This window comes from Burkholderia sp. E168m15 (assembly GCF_016586105.1).
Classification (GTDB): Bacteria; Pseudomonadota; Gammaproteobacteria; order Burkholderiales; family Burkholderiaceae; genus Burkholderia; species Burkholderia orbicola.
Window position 1 is genome coordinate 40,962 of sequence record NZ_BCPO01000110.1, and the last position, 14,888, is coordinate 55,849.

Here is a 14,888-nt window from a genome sequence, read left to right on the forward strand (position 1 = left end):
CACAAAATCCGAGGAAAAGAATGAATAGTGCCTATCTTTATGCGGTTCATTTACTGTCGGCGTTCGTGCTGCTTCTCGTGTTCGCGGCAGTGTACCTGAAGGTCACCCCGTTCGACGAACTGGCGCTGATCCGCGACGGCAACGCGGCCGCGACGCTGTCGTTCGGCGGCGCATTGATCGGTTTCTGCCTGACGCTCGCATCCAGCATCGCGCACAACTCGACGCTCGGCGAAGTCGTGATCTGGGCCGTCGGCGCGATGATCGTGCAACTGATCACCTATGCGGTGCTGACGCGCGTGATGCCCGGCATGAATCATGCGATCGAGGATCGCAACGTCGCGATGGGCGGCCTGATGGGCACCGCGTCGCTCGTCGTCGGCATCATCAATGCCGCCTGCCTGACCTGACGCACCACGCGTTTCGAGGAGACCGACATGAGTCTGGGTTCATTCATCCGCAAGCAGTTCATCGACGTCCTGCAATGGACGGAAGACACCGACGGCGTGCTGGCCTGGCGCTATCCGATGGAAGACCAGGAAATCCAGTACGGCGGCAAGCTGACCGTGCGCGAAACCCAGGTCGCGATCTTCGTCAACGAGGGCAAGGTCGCCGACGTGTTCCAGCCGGGGCTCTACACGCTGGAAACGCGCACGCTGCCGGTACTCACGAACCTGAAGAACTGGGACAAATTCTTTCAGTCGCCTTTCAAGTCCGACGTCTATTTCTTCAGCACGCGGCTGCAGCTGGGCCGGCGCTGGGGCACCGCGCAGCCGGTGACGATCCGCGACCGCGAATTCGGCTTCGTGCAACTGCGCGCGTTCGGTATCTATTCGTATCGGATCGTCGATGCGGCTGCGTTCCACCGCGAGGTGAGCGGCACGCGCGCGGCATACACGGTCGACGATCTCGAGCAGCAACTGCGCAATCTGGTCGTCACCGCGATGAGCACGACGTTCGGCTCGGCCGACGTGCCGTTCGTCGACATGGCCGCGAACCAGTCGCTGCTGTCGCAGCGCGTCGCCGAGGCATTGGTGCCGGTGTTCACGCGTTACGGGCTGGCGCTCGACGCGTTCGCGGTCGAGAGCGTGTCGCTGCCGGCCAAGCTGCAAAAGGCGCTCGACCTGCGGATCGGTGCCGGGATGGCCGGCGATCTCGCGCGCGCCACGCAATACCAGACCGCGCAGGCGATTCCGCTCGCCGCGCAGAACCCGGGCGGCATCGCCGGGGTCGGCGCGGGGCTCGCCGCGGGTGCGGCGATCGGGCAGGCGATGGCTGGCCAGATCGCGGGCGCCGCGCAACCGGCGCAGGCCGCACCGCCCACGCCCGTTGCCGCGCCGGTGGCCGCCGCAGCGGCCGAGAGCACTGATTACGTGCAGCGGCTCGAGCAGCTGAAGGCACTGTTCGACAAGGGCCTCGTGACCGAAGACGAATATTCGCGCGCGAAGGCCGAGATCCTCGCGAAGCTCACCCGGTAAGCGGCACGCATGTTCCGTACCTCGTGCCCCCAGTGCGGCGCGCCGGTCGAGTTTCGCTCGGCCGCGGCGGTGATGGCCGTCTGCGCGTTTTGCCGTAGTACGTTGCTCAAGCGCGGCACCGAGGTCGAGCGCATCGGCGAACTGGCGACGGTGCTCGACGATGCATCGCCGATCCAGATCGGCACGGCCGGGCGCTACGACAAGCGCGCGTTCACGGTGCTCGGCCGCATCCAGATGACCTACGACGCCGGCGCGTGGAGCGAGTGGTACGTCGTGTTCGACGACGGCGCGTTCGGCTGGCTGTCGGATGCGTCGGGGCAGTACGCGATCACGGTGCGCGAACCCGACGATGCGTCGGGCGGCGCGTGGCCCGCATTCGACACGCTCGAACCGGGCATGCGGATCGACCACGGCGGCCGCGCGTATCTGGTGTCGGACGTGCGTACCGCGCGCTGCACGGGCGGTGACGGCGAACTGCCGTTTCGCGTCGATGCCGGCTGGGAGGCGCGCGTCGCCGACCTGCGCACGGGCAATGCATTCGCGACCTGCGACTATTCCGACGCCGGGTCGAACGGCGGCAGCCCGGCCGTCTACGCGGGCGAGGCGCTGGAATTCGACGCGCTCGCGTTCACGGGGCTGCGCGACATCGAAAACGATACGCGCGAGAAGCGCGGCGCGGAGCTGGTGCCGTTCGCGTGCCCGAGCTGCGGCGCGCCGCTGTCGTATGCGCCGAACGTGGCCGACTACGTCGTGTGCGGCAGTTGCCACGCGGGCGTGCAGTGCACGGCCGAGCAGCAGACCGTGTTCGCGGCCCGGCGCAAGCTCGAATCGGTGAAGGGCGCGCTCGAACTCGGCGCGATCGGCACGTTCGACGGCGTGAAGTACACGGTGATCGGCATGATGCGCTGCCGCGTGCCGGGCGACGACGAGACGTGGGACGAATACCTGCTGCTGAACCCGAAACGCGGTTTCCTGTGGCTCGTGCAGAGCGAAGGGCGCTGGGAACGCGTGCAGGTGCTCGACCACTGGCCGACGATCGGCAGCGAATCCGGCAACGTGACCGAAGGCGGCAAGACCTACCGGCTGCGTGAGGAATACGAATCGGAGGTCGTCTACGTGGTCGGGGCATTCAACTGGCGCGTGCAGGCGGGCGATCGCACGTCGATCATCGACTACGGCTGGCAGAAGGACAAGCTGACGCGCGAGCGCAGTGACGCGGAGATCGTCTGGTCGCGTGCGCGACCGCTGTCGGGCGGCGCGCTCGCCGAACGCTTCGGCACGCCGGCGCTGGCCGCGGCCACGACGGCCGCCACGGGCGCGACCGAATCGATGGGTCTGTTCGGCAGCAAGGGGCCGCACAGTTTCGCGCCGCTGCCGTTCATGTTCAGCGCGCTGCTCGTGATCTTCAACCTCGGTTCGCTGTTCTCGTTCACCGGCCGCTCCGTCTACGTGCTGGTCGGCCTGCTGGTGCTGTGGCTGCCGGAATGGCTGTGGAAGCGGTTTGCGTCGGACGGGGGCAACGCGTGATCCGGTACATCCTCTACGGCGTCTACGGCCTGATCGTCGTCACGCTGTTCAGCTGCGCATCGATCGGCGGCAGCGGTTCGGGCGGCGGCGGGTGGGGCAGCTCGTCGGCGCGCAGCGGTTACTCGTCGTACGGGTCGCACAAATGACTGCGCGCGACGGGATCGCGCCGCCGTGCGCGACGCTCGGCTCGCACGTGCTGGCCGACCTGGCGGGCATCGATGCGGCGCTGCTGCGCGACGCCGCGCGGCTCGAAGCGATCCTCACCGATGCGGCGCAACGGGCCGGCGCGCGCGTGATCGGCGCGCACTTCCATCATTTCGGCGGCGAGCATGGCGTGACGGGTGTCGTACTGCTGGCGGAGTCGCACATCACGATCCATACGTGGCCCGAGCATCGCTTCGCGGCCGTCGATGCGTTCATGTGCGGCGCGGCGCGCGCGGCCGATGCAGTCGATGCGATCGCGGCGGCGCTCGGCACGCATGCGCAGGTTCGGCAGCAGGTGGCGCGCGGCAGTGCGCTGGCATGAGCCAGGATGCCGCGTGCCGTGCATCGGCCACGGCGGGTCGTCGGGATGGCGGCCGCCGGTCGTTTCCCCGGCTCGGTGAATCCGGCAAATAGCGGGCGGCGCGGCCGCCGGCGCATACCGGTCAGCGCGGCAGCGCTTCGGCTTCGGCCCAGCGCTTGAACGAATCGAGACGCCGGCGCGTCTGCACGAGATAGAACGCGCCGATCAGCGGTTCGAGCAGCCAGCGCAGCCACGACGGCTGCGCGCGAAAGTGGTACGTGAACTTCACCTCGGTCGACCCGGGCGTGTGCTCGACGAAGTTCCAGCTGCCGCTGAAGCGTTGGAGCACCTTCGGGCCTTCGACCATTTCGACGGCGGCGACCTGCGGCGGACGGTATGAAATGTAGCGCGACACCATCGTCGCGCCCGACTGGCTGCGGCAGAACGCGTCGACGCCGACATCGGCGGTCGTGCCGTCGAGCAGATAGGCGTCGCTGAGGAAGTTGTCCCACACGAGCCGCCGTCCGTAGTCCTGCGACCACGTGAACAGGCGCCTGCGGTCGACGCCGACGGTCCGGCTGACTGAGATCCTCATGAGGGTGGGCGCGCGGATTGGCATGAAATCGAGTGTACCGCGCCAATAACCTGTGTTTCGTCAGACTTCGTCAAGTCGAGCATGCGCTCGAACGAGCGCGATTGACGCATCTCGGGAATTCCCCTAGGATTTATCCCAACCCTTCGGGACAGACCCGGAGCGTTTCAATCTCTTGAGGGAGCCTCATGAGTACGCAACAGAACCGGCGCTTCGACGCGCTCGTTTTCATTGGTCGTTTCCAGCCTCCGCATCGTGGTCACCTGAACGTGCTGAAGTCGGCACTGAGTCGGGCCGAACGCGTGTGCGTGCTGATCGGGTCGACCGACAAGCCCCGCACCATCAAGGACCCGTTCTCGTTCGACGAGCGCCGCCAGATGCTGGCTTCGTTGCTGGACGCGTCCGAGCGCGATCGCGTGACGATCGCCCCGCTGCAGGATTCGACCTACAACGACGGCGACTGGGTGCGCTGGGTGCAGGATGCGGTGGCCGTCGCGCTCGGCGACGTCGCGCAACGCAAGGTCGGGTTGATCGGCCACGAGAAGGACGCCACGTCGTATTACCTGCGGATGTTCCCGCAATGGGAGCTCGTCGACGTCGACGCGACGGAAGACATTTCCGCCACCGAGATCCGCGACCAGTATTTCGCCGAACGCACCAACAGCTTCGTGCAGTGGGCCGTGCCGGAACCCGTGTTCGGCTGGCTCGAGCGTTTTCGCACGCAGCCGGAATTCGCGCAACTGAAGTCGGAAGCCGAATTCATCGCCGCGTATCGCAAGGCGTGGGCGGCCGCGCCGTATCCGGTCACGTTCGTGACGGTCGACGCGGTGGTCGTGCATTCGGGGCATATCCTGCTCGTGCGCCGCCGCAGCGAACCGGGCCGCGGCCTGTGGGCGCTGCCGGGCGGCTTCGTGAACCAGGACGAGCGGCTCGATGCGGCGTGCATCCGCGAGCTGCGCGAGGAAACCGGCCTCAAGCTGCCGGAGCCCGTGCTGCGCGGCTCGATCAAGGATCGCCAGGTGTTCGATCACCCGACGCGTTCGCTGCGCGGCCGCACGATCACGCATGCGTGCCTGTTCAACTTCCCGACCGGCGAGTTGCCGCGCGTGAAGGGCAGCGACGACGCCGACAAGGCGCGCTGGGTCCCGCTCAACGAATTCGCGCAGATGCGCAACGTGATGTTCGAGGATCACTTCGACATCGCGTATCACTTCCTGGGGAAGCTGTGACGCGCTGATTCCCCGCATCCGGTCCGCCGCGACAGACGCGGCGGCACTTCAACGGCCTAGAGGAGCTCTAGCCATGCAAAACGATCCCGGCGGCTTTGCCGCGGTTCTCGCCAATCCGATTCTCAACACGGATTCGTACAAGGCTTCCCACTTCCTGCAGTATCCGCCGGACGCATCGGCGATGTTCTCGTACGTCGAATCGCGCGGCGGCCGCTACGACCGCACGCTGTTCTTCGGCCTGCAGATGCTGCTGAAGGAGTATCTGTGCAAGCCCGTGACGCACGCGATGATCGACGACGCGCGCGATTTCTTCACCGTGCACGGCGAGCCGTTCAACGAAGCAGGATGGCGTCATATCGTCGAGCACTACGATGGCTACCTGCCGGTGAAGATCCGAGCGGTGCCGGAAGGCTCGATCGTGCCAGTGCACAACGTACTGGTGACGGTCGAATGCGACGATCCGCAGGTGTTCTGGCTCGCGTCGTATCTCGAGACGATGCTGTTGCGCATTTGGTATCCGGTGACGGTAGCGACCCGGAGCTGGCATCTTCGTCAAACGATTCGCCGTTTCCTCGAACGGACCGACGACGATCTCGCGCAATTGCCGTTCAAGCTGCACGACTTCGGCGCACGCGGCGTGTCGAGCGCGGAATCGGCCGCGATCGGCGGCGCCGCGCACCTCGTGAGCTTCATGGGCTCGGACACGGTGCTCGGCGTGCTGGCCGCGAACCGCTTCTATCGCGAGCCGATGGCCGCGTACTCGGTGCCGGCGGCCGAGCACAGCACGATCACGTCGTGGGGGCGCGAAGGCGAGGCCGATGCATACCGCAACATGATCAAACGCTTCGGGTTGCCGGGCGCGATCGTATCGGTCGTGTCGGACTCCTACGATCTGTTCGCCGCGCTCGATCTGTGGGGCGGCGAACTCCGGCAGGCGGTGATCGATTCGGGCGCGACGCTCGTCGTGCGCCCCGATTCCGGCGACCCGGTGACGATCGTGCTGCAGACCGTGCGGGCGCTCGATGCGTCGTTCGGTTCGACGGTGAACGGCAAGGGGCGGCGCGTATTGAATCGTGTGCGCGTGATCCAGGGGGACGGGGTCGACGAGCAGTCGATCGAAGCGATCCTCGTCGCGCTCGACGAGGCGGGCTATGCGGCCGGCAACGTGGTGTTCGGCATGGGTGGTGCGTTGTTGCAGCGGGTGAACCGCGATACGCAGCGCTTCGCGATGAAGTGTTCGGCGATCCGGCGCGGCGACTTGTGGCACGACGTCCGCAAGAATCCGGTCACCGATCAGGGCAAGCGTTCGAAGCAGGGGCGGTTGACGCTGCTGCGCAATTGGCGCACCGGCGAGTATCGGACGGTGACGCTGCCGGTTGCGTGGGACGATCGTGCGCTGGAAGGCGAATGGGGCGAGGCGCTCGAGACGGTGTTCGACACGGGGCGCCTGCTCGTCGATACGTCGTTCGCCGAGGTCAGGGCGAGGGCGCATGCGGGGGAGGTGTGACGCAGGCGGCGGGGCATCCCGCCGCTGTGCAGCCGGCTCGCTTCACTTGCCGGTCAGCAGCGGGCTGCCGGCATCTGCCGGCGCACCGCCGCGCTCCCCCACCCGCGTCGCCTCCATCGCCCGCGCCAGCGCATCGAACACCGCCGGCCCCTTGCAGCGCGACACGTTGAAGCGCAGGTACGACGTCGCGCTGCGCGACGCGCTGAACACATTGCCGGGGGCGAGCACGACGTCGTGGTCCAGCGCATGGCGTGCGACGCGTGCGGCGTCGAGCCCGTTCGGCAACTCCGCCCACACGAACAACCCGCCGCGCGGCTCCGTCCAGATCGCGAGCCCCGCCCGCGCGAGACGCCGGATCGTTTCGCCCATCGCATCGGCGAGACGCGCGCGCAGGCTGTCGAGATGGCGCCGGTACGTGCCGTCGATCAGCAGCCGATGCACGACGTTCGCGCCGATCTGCGCATTGCCGAACGACGTCGCGAGCTTCAGGTCGACGAGCGCGTCGATCCATTCCGGGCGCGCGGCGATATAGCCGCAGCGGATCGCGGCCGACAGCGTCTTCGAGAAGCTGCCGATCGACACGACGCGCGACAGCCCGTCGAACGCCGCGAGGCGCGGCGCAGGCGTGCTCTCGAAATCCGCGAAGATGTCGTCCTCGACGATCAGCAGCCCATGCTCGGCCGCGAGCGTCAGCAGCCGGTGCGCGACGGGCGGCGCGAGCGTCGCGCCGGTCGGGTTGTGCAGCGCGGCGTTGGTGATGTACAGGCGCGGCCGGTGCTCGGCGAGTACTTGCTCGAAGCGCACGAGATCGGGACCGTTCGGCGTGAACGGTACGCTGACGATCCGTGCACGGTGCGCGCGCAGCAGCGCCTGGAAGTTGAAGTAGCAAGGGTCGTCGAGCACGACGGTATCGCCGGGCTCCAGCAGCAGGCGGCACACGAGGTCGAGCGCGTGCGTGCCGCCGTCGGTCAGCATGATCTGTGCGGGTTCCGCGTGGACACCGTGCTGCGCGAGTCGCCACGCGAGCTGCTGGCGCAGCGCGGGCAGGCCGAGCGGCGTCGCGTAATCGGTCAGCGCATCGGCTTCGTCGCGCGACACGGCGCGCAGCGCGCGACGCAGGCTTTCGTCGGGCAGCCACGACGACGGCAACCATCCGCAGCCGGGCTTCACCGACGTCGGCGCCGCTTCGAGCGACTGGCGCGACAGCCACAGCGGATCGAGCTCGCGATCGAGGCGCGGGCCCAATTCGGCGAGCGCGAGCGGCGGTGCGTGGCCCGACACGTAGAAGCCCGAACCGCGCCGGGCGACGAGCACGCCTTCGCTCGCGAGCCGCTCGTACGCGTCGACGACCGTCGATTTCGACACGCCGAGCGCGTCGGCCATCATCCGGATCGACGGCACGCGCGCGCCGGGCATCAGCGCGCGGCTCGCGATCCGCGCGCGCAACGTATCCATGACGGTTTCCACGCGCGTGCGCGACGGCGCGGGTGGGGCGGGAATCGGGGCGGAATGGCGCATGGCGAACGATGAACTGTACGGCGGGTTGTCCAGTACAGTTTGTCTGGATTGTATTGGGCTGTAGCTTACGCCGGTTTCGCCGGCGGCGGATCATCGGTCATCCACTTTCCATTCAGGATTGACCGTGCAAAAGACGACCGACGGATGGCTCAGCGGCTTGCTGGGCGTGATCATCTTCAGTGGCTCGCTGCCCGCGACGCGGGTCGCGGTGCAAGGGCTCGACCCGCTGTTCCTCACGTTCGCCCGCGCGACGATCGCCGGCGCGCTCGGCCTGTTGCTGCTCGTCGTGCTGAAGCAGAAGCGGCCGTCGCGCGCCGAGGCCGTGTCGCTGGCCATCGTCGCGCTCGGTGTGGTGGTCGGTTTCCCGTTGTTGACGGCGCTGGCGCTGAAGCACGTGACGTCGGCGCATGCGATCGTGTTCGTCGGGCTGCTGCCGCTCGCGACTGCACTGTTCGGCGTGTGGCGCGGCGGCGAACGGCCGCGGTTGCCGTTCTGGATCTTCTCGATCGTCGGCAGCGGCGCGGTGGCCGCGTTCGCGCTGCGCAACGGCGGGCAGGCGTCCGTGGTCGGCGATGCGCTGATGCTGGCCGCGATCGTTGCATGCGGGCTCGGTTATGCGGAAGGCGCGCGCCTGTCGCGCCAGCTCGGCGGCTGGCAGGTGATCTCGTGGGCGCTCGTGCTGTCGCTGCCGCTGATGCTGCCGCTCACATGGCTGACCTGGCCCGCGTCGTTCGACGGCGTCGACGCCGCCGCGCTGTGGGGGCTCGCGTACGTGTCGCTGTTCAGCATGTTGATCGGCTTCGTGTTCTGGTATCGCGGGCTGGCGCTCGGCGGAATCGCGGGCGTTGGCCAGTTGCAGCTGCTGCAGCCGTTCTTCGGCTTCCTGCTCGCGGCCGGGCTGCTGCATGAGACGGTGCCGCCGTCGATGGTCGTCGTGACGGTCGTGGTGGTCGGCTGCGTGGCGGGCGCGAAGTATTTCTCGAAGATGGCGCCCGTGCAGCGCGCAGGGTGACGCAGGGGCAGCGGTGTGTCGCGTATCAGGCCGACGCCCTCCGGTGCGAGGCTGGCGGCAAGCCGGTTGCCGCCGATACGCGTGATCGCGACGTGCGCTCGATCCTGCACCCGATGACGCGGCCCAAGGCAAAACGGCCAGACTGCCGGTAGCGGCAAGCCTGGCCGTTGGCGTTCGTCACGCCGGGCGGGCGTTACTCGAACGTTTCGAGCGCGAGCAGTTCGCCGATCGTCTGCCGGCGGCGGATCAACCGCGGCGTGCCGCGATCGACCAGCACCTCCGGCGCGAGCGGCCGGCTGTTGTAGTTCGACGACATCGACGCGCCGTACGCGCCCGCGTCGTGCAGGAACAGCAGATCGCCGATCTGCGGCTGCGCGAGCTTGCGGTGCGTGACCACGCCGCCGGCATCCTGCGTGAACACGTCGCCCGATTCGCACAGCGGCCCGGCGATCGCGAGGTCGACGAGCGGCCGGTCGGCGGGCAGCCCGCCATCGTGCGCGTGCACCGACACCGCGTGATAGCTGCCGTACATCGACGGGCGCATCAGGTCGTTGAAGCCGGCGTCGATCAGCACGAAATCGTGCTTCGGCCGACGGTTGACGGCCTGCACCTCGGTGACGAGCGTGCCGGCTTCGGCGACGAGGAAGCGGCCCGGTTCGATCTCGATGCGCACCGGGTGGCCGAGATGCCGTTCGATCCGCTTGCGCGCGGCGTCCCACTGGCTGAAGTAGTGACCGACGTCGACGCGCAGCTCGCCGTCGCGATACGGGATCGACAGGCCGCCGCCGGCCGAAATCGCGTCGATGTCGTGGCCGAGCGACGTGACGAGGTCGACCATCGCATCGCATACCTGCGACAGGTGGCCGTAGTCGACGCCCGAACCGATGTGCATATGGATGCCGACCAGCTTCAGCCCGTACTGGCGCACGATCTCGATCGCGCGCGGGACGTCGTCGATCCAGATGCCATGCTTGCTCTGCGGGCCGCCGGTGTTGGTCTTGTTGCTGTGGCCGTGGCCGAACCCGGGGTTGACGCGCAGCCACACGCGGTGGCCGGGCGCGTGCTCGCCGATGCGCGCGAGCATGTCGAGCGAACCGGCGTTCACGGTCACGCCATGCTTGAGCACCGCCGCGAGTGTCGGGCGGTCGATCAGGTCGGCCGTGAACACGACGCCTTCCGGTTCGCCTGCGGGACTGAACCCGGCCGCGAGGCTGCGCTCGATCTCGCCGAGCGACACGGCGTCGACGCACGCGCCTTCGTCGCGCATCAGCTTCAGGATATGGACGTTCGAGTTCGCCTTCTGCGCATAACGGATCACGTCGAACTGGCGAAGTTGGGCAATGCGGTCGCGGATGACGTCGGCGTCGTACACCCACAGCGGGGTGCCGTATTGCTGCGCGAGGGCCGCGAGCTGGCGGGAATCGAGGGACATGGTGGATGAATCGGATCGAATGAACGGATAGCGCGATGATGCGCCCGATTGGTTATCCAGTAAAATGCCTGTTTATCTTCATTCGATTCATTTCTGATATATACGATCATGCTGACGCACCGTCATATCGAGGTGTTCCGCGCGCTGATGGTCACCGGCAGCACGACGCGCGCGGCCGAGATGCTGTACACGTCGCAGCCGACCATCAGCCGCGAACTGGCGCGGATGGAGCAGGTCGTCGGCTTTGCGCTGTTCGAACGCGCGCACGGCCGACTGCGCCCGACGATGGCCGCGCTCACGCTGTTCGACGACGTGCGGCTCGCGTATGTGGGGCTCGAACGCGTCGCGGCGACGGCTGCACGCCTGCGCGAGTTTCGCGACGGGCAACTGTCGGTGATCGCGCTGCCGGCGTTCTCGCACGCGATCCTCCCCGGTGCGTGCCGGCGCTTTCACGATGCGCATGCGGGCGTCAGCGTGTCGGTCGCGACGCAGGAGTCGCCGGTGCTCGAGGAGTGGTTGACCGCCCAACGCTACGACCTCGGGCTGACCGAGCACGATGTCGCGCCGGCCGGCACGGTGCTCACGCCGCTGCTCGAAGTCGATGAAGTGTGCGTGCTGCCCGACGGCCATCCGCTGCTCGCGCAGGACGCGATCGACCTGCTGGATCTCGTCGACCGCCCGTTCGTGAGTCTGTCGCTGAACGATCCGTACCGCATCATGATCGACGAGGCATTCGCGCAACTCGGCGTCGCGCCGCGCTCGGTGGTCGACACGCCGTCGGCCGTCTCGGTGTGCGCGTTCGTGCGGCAGGGGCTCGGGGCTGCGATCGTCAATCCGCTCACGGCGCTCGATTTCGTCGGCCGCGGCCTGCACGTGCGGCCGCTGACGCGGTCGTTTCCGTACCGGGTCAGCGTGATCGTGCCCGAGCACCGGCCGAAGAGCCTGCTCGTCGACGCGTTCGCCGATGCGCTGCGCGGCGAAGCGAAGGCGATCCGCCGCCGGCTCGCCGCACACCTCGGCTAGCGGCGCCGCCGTATGATGGGTGTTTCACCGCCATCACCGTCATTTTCCGGAAATCCCGTCATGACCGACGCATCGTCTTTCCTCGAACAACCGACCCTCACCGGCGAACGTGTCGTTCTGCGCCCGCTCGCCGCATCCGACCGGCAGGCGCTGCTGGACGCTGCCGCCGACGGCGAGTTGTGGAACCTGAAGGTCACGGTCGTGCCGGGCGCGCAGACGGTCGACGCGTACATCGATACGGCGTTGCAGGGGCGCGCGGCCGGCACCGTGATGCCGTTCGTGATCGTCGATCGCGCGTCGGGCCGCGCCATCGGCAGCACGCGCTTCTGGAAGATCGATCGCGGGAATCGCAAGCTGGAGATCGGTCATACGTGGCTGAGCGAATCGGCGCAGCGTACGCGCGCGAATACCGAAGCGAAGTGGTTGCTGCTGGCTTATGCGTTCGACACGCTGCGATGCGTGCGCGTGCAGTTCACGACGGACGAGCTGAACGAGAAATCGCGCGCGGCGATTCTGCGGCTCGGTGCGAAACAGGAGGGCATCGTGCGTCACGAACGGATCATGCCGGATGGCCGCAAGCGCAACTCGGTGCGCTTCAGCATCATCGACGACGAATGGCCGGACGTGCGTGCGCGACTCGAGGCGAAGCTGGCGACGTAACGTGTGACGCGGGACGTTGAACGTTGAATGTTGGACGTGCGTCGCGCCACCGGCAGGGGAGGCGGCAGCGCGACGACGGGGGAACGGTGCGCCGCGCGCGAGGCGCGGCGCTGCATCGCGTTACTGCGCCGATGCGAGGTGGTGACGCTGCGCGAGCTTCTGCGCGTCCGCGTAGTGCGCCTGCAGGATCGGCAGCGCCTGGCGTGCGACTTCCTTCAGCTTGGTGTCGCGGCCCGATGCGATTTCGGCCTGGAATGCCGAGATCGTCTTCTGCTGGCCGGCGAGCGCGACCTGTTCGATGTACGCCTTGTCGAACTCGGCGCCGCGCAGGCTCTTGATGCTGTTCAGCACGGTCGTGTCCGGGTCGTTGGCCGGTACGTCGACGCCGCGCGGGCTCGCCGCGCGCATCGCCTGGATGATCTTCGCGTCGTCGGTCGACACGCGTTGCGCGAACGCCTTGACCTGGCTGTCCGACGTGCGCGAATCGGCGATGCGCGCGGCGTCGTGCTGGGTCGACACGGTCTTCGTGCCGTCCGTGATGAAGGTCTGGTCGGCTTCGTGGATGCGCGTCGCGGTCGCGGCCTGCGCGGCGGATGCCGCGGGTGCCGGTTGCGCGGTTTGCGCGGTCGCCGTCACGGCGACGAGAAGCAGGCCGGCGGCAGACAAGGCAAGGCGCGAAATGGGGGGAAAGCGGTTCATGGGACCTCCTTTCGATCGGGGCTCTGGTTGAAAAACGGATCGTGTGATCCGTCGCTGTGCGAGAGACCGGGCGCGCCCGGGCCGGATTCGACTGCCGCTCTGCCGCGGCGGCGTTCGAAGTGTTTTCCGGCCCGACTGATTCTAGGAGAGCGGTCGGGTAGCAGGTGCAACCGTGCTGTGGCTTGTGTAACGGTTGGTAAGACGAATCGATGGGCACGCGCGCAGGCCGGTAGTGCGTACCTGATGCGCGTGCGGCGGCGGCAATTTTTGCGCGCACGTGGCGCATGCAATGCATGAGATGCAGGTGCGTGTCATCGGCATCATCGACGTGATGGCGTCGCGGCGGTTGCGTTGGCGGAGCGTCGGGCGCGCGGGCCGCGTGTGCGCGCGGCGTGCGTGACAGCGTTACACGCGATCGAGCAGCGCATCGAGGCGCGGCAGCAACGGCGTCGCGCAATGTGCCTGCAACGCGTCGGGCGCCGTGTAACCCCACGCGACGCCCTGGAAGGCGATACGCGCGCGCCGTGCCGCGTCGGCATCGCGGATTTCGTCGCCGACGTACAGCACTTCGTCGGCGCGCACACCGGCCTCGTGAACGAGCGCGCGCAGACGGCGCGCCTTGCCGAACAGCGGAATGCCGCAGGCGAAATGGTCGACGCGTGCGCCGGCGCGCGGGCCGAGCCGGTCGCGCACGATCTCCTCGGTGTTCGACGTGGCGATCGCGATGCGGATGCCGCGCGCGGCGAGCGCGTCGAACGTTTCGTCGACGCCGGGAAAGAGCCGCACGTTCGCGATGCGCGGCCGCATCAGGCGGCGCATGTCGATCGTCACGCGCGGCACTTTCCACATCGGCACGTCGAGCGCGCGGATGATGTCGCGCGCCGACATGCCGCGCAGCGCAGGGCGCAGTTCGGGCGTCGCGTCGCGAAAGCCGTGCAGGCGCGACGCTTCCGACAGCGCGGCGAGAAAGCTGTCGAGCGAATCGGCGAGCGTGCCGTCGAAGTCGAAGGCGATGAGGCGGTAGGTCATCGGGGGACGCATGCGAGGCGGAACGTGGCGAGATTGGTTGGCGGCCGTGCTACTCGTAATGGTAGCGGCAGGACACGATGCTGAGTTGAAGGTCGTCAGCCTCGTAGACCAGGCGGTTCGTATCGTCGATACGGCGCGACCAGAAGCCGGAGAGATTGGCTTTCAACGGCTCCGGCTTGCCGATGCCTTCGAACGGCGTGCGCTGGGTTTCGCGAATGAGCTGGTTGATGCGCTTGAGCGTCTTGCGATCCTGTCCTTGCCAGTAGACATGGTCATCCCATGCGTCGGAAGTAAAGAGCACGCGACGTACGCTCATTCATCATCCTCGGCGAGCTTGTGTTCTTTCGCCTTGCCCTTGCGCAGTTGCGCGATCGAACGTTCGAGATGAGCGACGTTGGCTGGCGAGCGCAGCAGGTGAACCGTCTCCATCAGGCTGTCGTAATAGTCCTGCGACATGATGACGGCGTTCGGTGCATCGCGGCGCGTAATGAGCGTCACGTCCGCATCGTCGACGACCTGGTCGATGACGGTCTTCAGATTGCCGCGGGCATCCGAAAAATGAATCGTGCGCATGGGGTGCCTCACTTGTACATTTAACGGTACAAGTATAGCACTATTCGAATATATGTACGGAATGTTGTACAGGTCTCGAGGCGCCGTGCGGCAGGACGACGCGCATC

The 14,888-nt window shown here is 67.4% G+C and carries 17 protein-coding genes; 10 read left to right on the forward strand and 7 right to left on the reverse strand.

Annotated features, from left to right (window positions below; translation table 11 throughout):
- Nucleotides 1-20: 20 nt before the first annotated feature.
- The 5 genes from JMF86_RS18015 to speD are packed head-to-tail and all read left to right on the forward strand — an operon-like array spanning nt 21 to nt 3,528.
- Entirely contained in the window at nt 21-407 is a 387-nt protein-coding gene (locus JMF86_RS18015) for a DUF350 domain-containing protein (RefSeq protein ID WP_006480820.1), read from the forward strand.
- Nucleotides 408-434: 27 nt separating this feature from the next.
- Complete coding sequence (locus JMF86_RS18020; protein WP_011547261.1) at nt 435-1,475, forward strand: SPFH domain-containing protein; 1,041 nt, start codon at nt 435-437, stop codon at nt 1,473-1,475.
- Between the two features lie 9 nt (nt 1,476-1,484).
- Entirely contained in the window at nt 1,485-3,002 is a 1,518-nt protein-coding gene (locus JMF86_RS18025) for a DUF4178 domain-containing protein (protein ID WP_011547262.1), read from the forward strand.
- Nucleotides 2,999-3,148, forward strand: a complete 150-nt coding sequence (locus JMF86_RS18030; RefSeq protein WP_153489189.1) for a hypothetical protein — start codon at nt 2,999-3,001, stop codon at nt 3,146-3,148. Before JMF86_RS18025 ends, JMF86_RS18030 begins: the two co-directional genes overlap by 4 nt.
- Nucleotides 3,145-3,528, forward strand: coding sequence for an adenosylmethionine decarboxylase (gene speD / locus JMF86_RS18035; protein ID WP_012339664.1), 384 nt, complete (start codon nt 3,145-3,147; stop codon nt 3,526-3,528). Before JMF86_RS18030 ends, speD begins: the two co-directional genes overlap by 4 nt.
- Nucleotides 3,529-3,649: 121 nt before the next feature.
- Here the strand turns inward: speD and JMF86_RS18040 are convergent, their stop codons facing one another.
- Nucleotides 3,650-4,102, reverse strand: a complete 453-nt coding sequence (locus JMF86_RS18040; protein WP_012339665.1) for an SRPBCC family protein — start codon at nt 4,100-4,102, stop codon at nt 3,650-3,652.
- Nucleotides 4,103-4,287: 185 nt separating this feature from the next.
- Between JMF86_RS18040 and JMF86_RS18045 the strand changes: the two genes are divergently transcribed.
- Complete coding sequence (locus tag JMF86_RS18045; RefSeq protein WP_012339666.1) at nt 4,288-5,328, forward strand: bifunctional nicotinamide-nucleotide adenylyltransferase/Nudix hydroxylase; 1,041 nt, start codon at nt 4,288-4,290, stop codon at nt 5,326-5,328.
- Nucleotides 5,329-5,401: 73 nt separating this feature from the next.
- Nucleotides 5,402-6,835 (forward strand): nicotinate phosphoribosyltransferase, encoded by a 1,434-nt coding sequence (locus JMF86_RS18050; RefSeq protein ID WP_012339667.1) that lies wholly within the window; start codon nt 5,402-5,404, stop codon nt 6,833-6,835.
- Between the two features lie 42 nt (nt 6,836-6,877).
- Here the strand turns inward: JMF86_RS18050 and JMF86_RS18055 are convergent, their stop codons facing one another.
- Nucleotides 6,878-8,353, reverse strand: a complete 1,476-nt coding sequence (locus tag JMF86_RS18055) for a PLP-dependent aminotransferase family protein (protein WP_041492174.1) — start codon at nt 8,351-8,353, stop codon at nt 6,878-6,880.
- 124 nt (nt 8,354-8,477) lie between these two features.
- Here JMF86_RS18055 and JMF86_RS18060 point away from each other — a divergent pair, with 124 nt between their 5' ends.
- Nucleotides 8,478-9,365: a DMT family transporter gene (locus JMF86_RS18060; RefSeq protein ID WP_012339669.1), complete on the forward strand. Its 888-nt coding sequence runs from the start codon at nt 8,478-8,480 to the stop codon at nt 9,363-9,365.
- A 193-nt stretch (nt 9,366-9,558) separates the two neighbouring features.
- Here the strand turns inward: JMF86_RS18060 and lysA are convergent, their stop codons facing one another.
- The gene (gene lysA / locus JMF86_RS18065; protein ID WP_012339670.1) at nt 9,559-10,797 is read right to left on the reverse strand and encodes a diaminopimelate decarboxylase; all 1,239 of its coding nucleotides are present in this window, start codon (nt 10,795-10,797) and stop codon (nt 9,559-9,561) included.
- A gap of 108 nt (nt 10,798-10,905) precedes the next feature.
- Here lysA and JMF86_RS18070 point away from each other — a divergent pair, with 108 nt between their 5' ends.
- Both JMF86_RS18070 and JMF86_RS18075 read left to right on the forward strand, forming a co-directional pair.
- Nucleotides 10,906-11,820: a LysR family transcriptional regulator gene (locus JMF86_RS18070; RefSeq protein ID WP_011547270.1), complete on the forward strand. Its 915-nt coding sequence runs from the start codon at nt 10,906-10,908 to the stop codon at nt 11,818-11,820.
- Between the two features lie 60 nt (nt 11,821-11,880).
- Nucleotides 11,881-12,480: a GNAT family N-acetyltransferase gene (locus tag JMF86_RS18075; protein WP_012339671.1), complete on the forward strand. Its 600-nt coding sequence runs from the start codon at nt 11,881-11,883 to the stop codon at nt 12,478-12,480.
- 120 nt (nt 12,481-12,600) lie between these two features.
- On the opposite strand, the gene JMF86_RS18080 is transcribed toward JMF86_RS18075, so the two are convergent.
- The 4 genes from JMF86_RS18080 to JMF86_RS18095 form a co-directional block, all read right to left on the reverse strand.
- The gene (locus tag JMF86_RS18080) at nt 12,601-13,179 is read right to left on the reverse strand and encodes a DUF4142 domain-containing protein (RefSeq protein ID WP_012339672.1); all 579 of its coding nucleotides are present in this window, start codon (nt 13,177-13,179) and stop codon (nt 12,601-12,603) included.
- A gap of 405 nt (nt 13,180-13,584) precedes the next feature.
- Nucleotides 13,585-14,208, reverse strand: a complete 624-nt coding sequence (locus tag JMF86_RS18085; protein WP_006480833.1) for an HAD hydrolase-like protein — start codon at nt 14,206-14,208, stop codon at nt 13,585-13,587.
- Nucleotides 14,209-14,257: 49 nt separating this feature from the next.
- Nucleotides 14,258-14,524 (reverse strand): Txe/YoeB family addiction module toxin, encoded by a 267-nt coding sequence (locus JMF86_RS18090; RefSeq protein ID WP_012339674.1) that lies wholly within the window; start codon nt 14,522-14,524, stop codon nt 14,258-14,260.
- Nucleotides 14,521-14,781, reverse strand: coding sequence for a type II toxin-antitoxin system Phd/YefM family antitoxin (locus JMF86_RS18095; protein ID WP_011547275.1), 261 nt, complete (start codon nt 14,779-14,781; stop codon nt 14,521-14,523). Before JMF86_RS18095 ends, JMF86_RS18090 begins: the two co-directional genes overlap by 4 nt.
- Between the last annotated feature and the right edge of the window lie 107 nt (nt 14,782-14,888).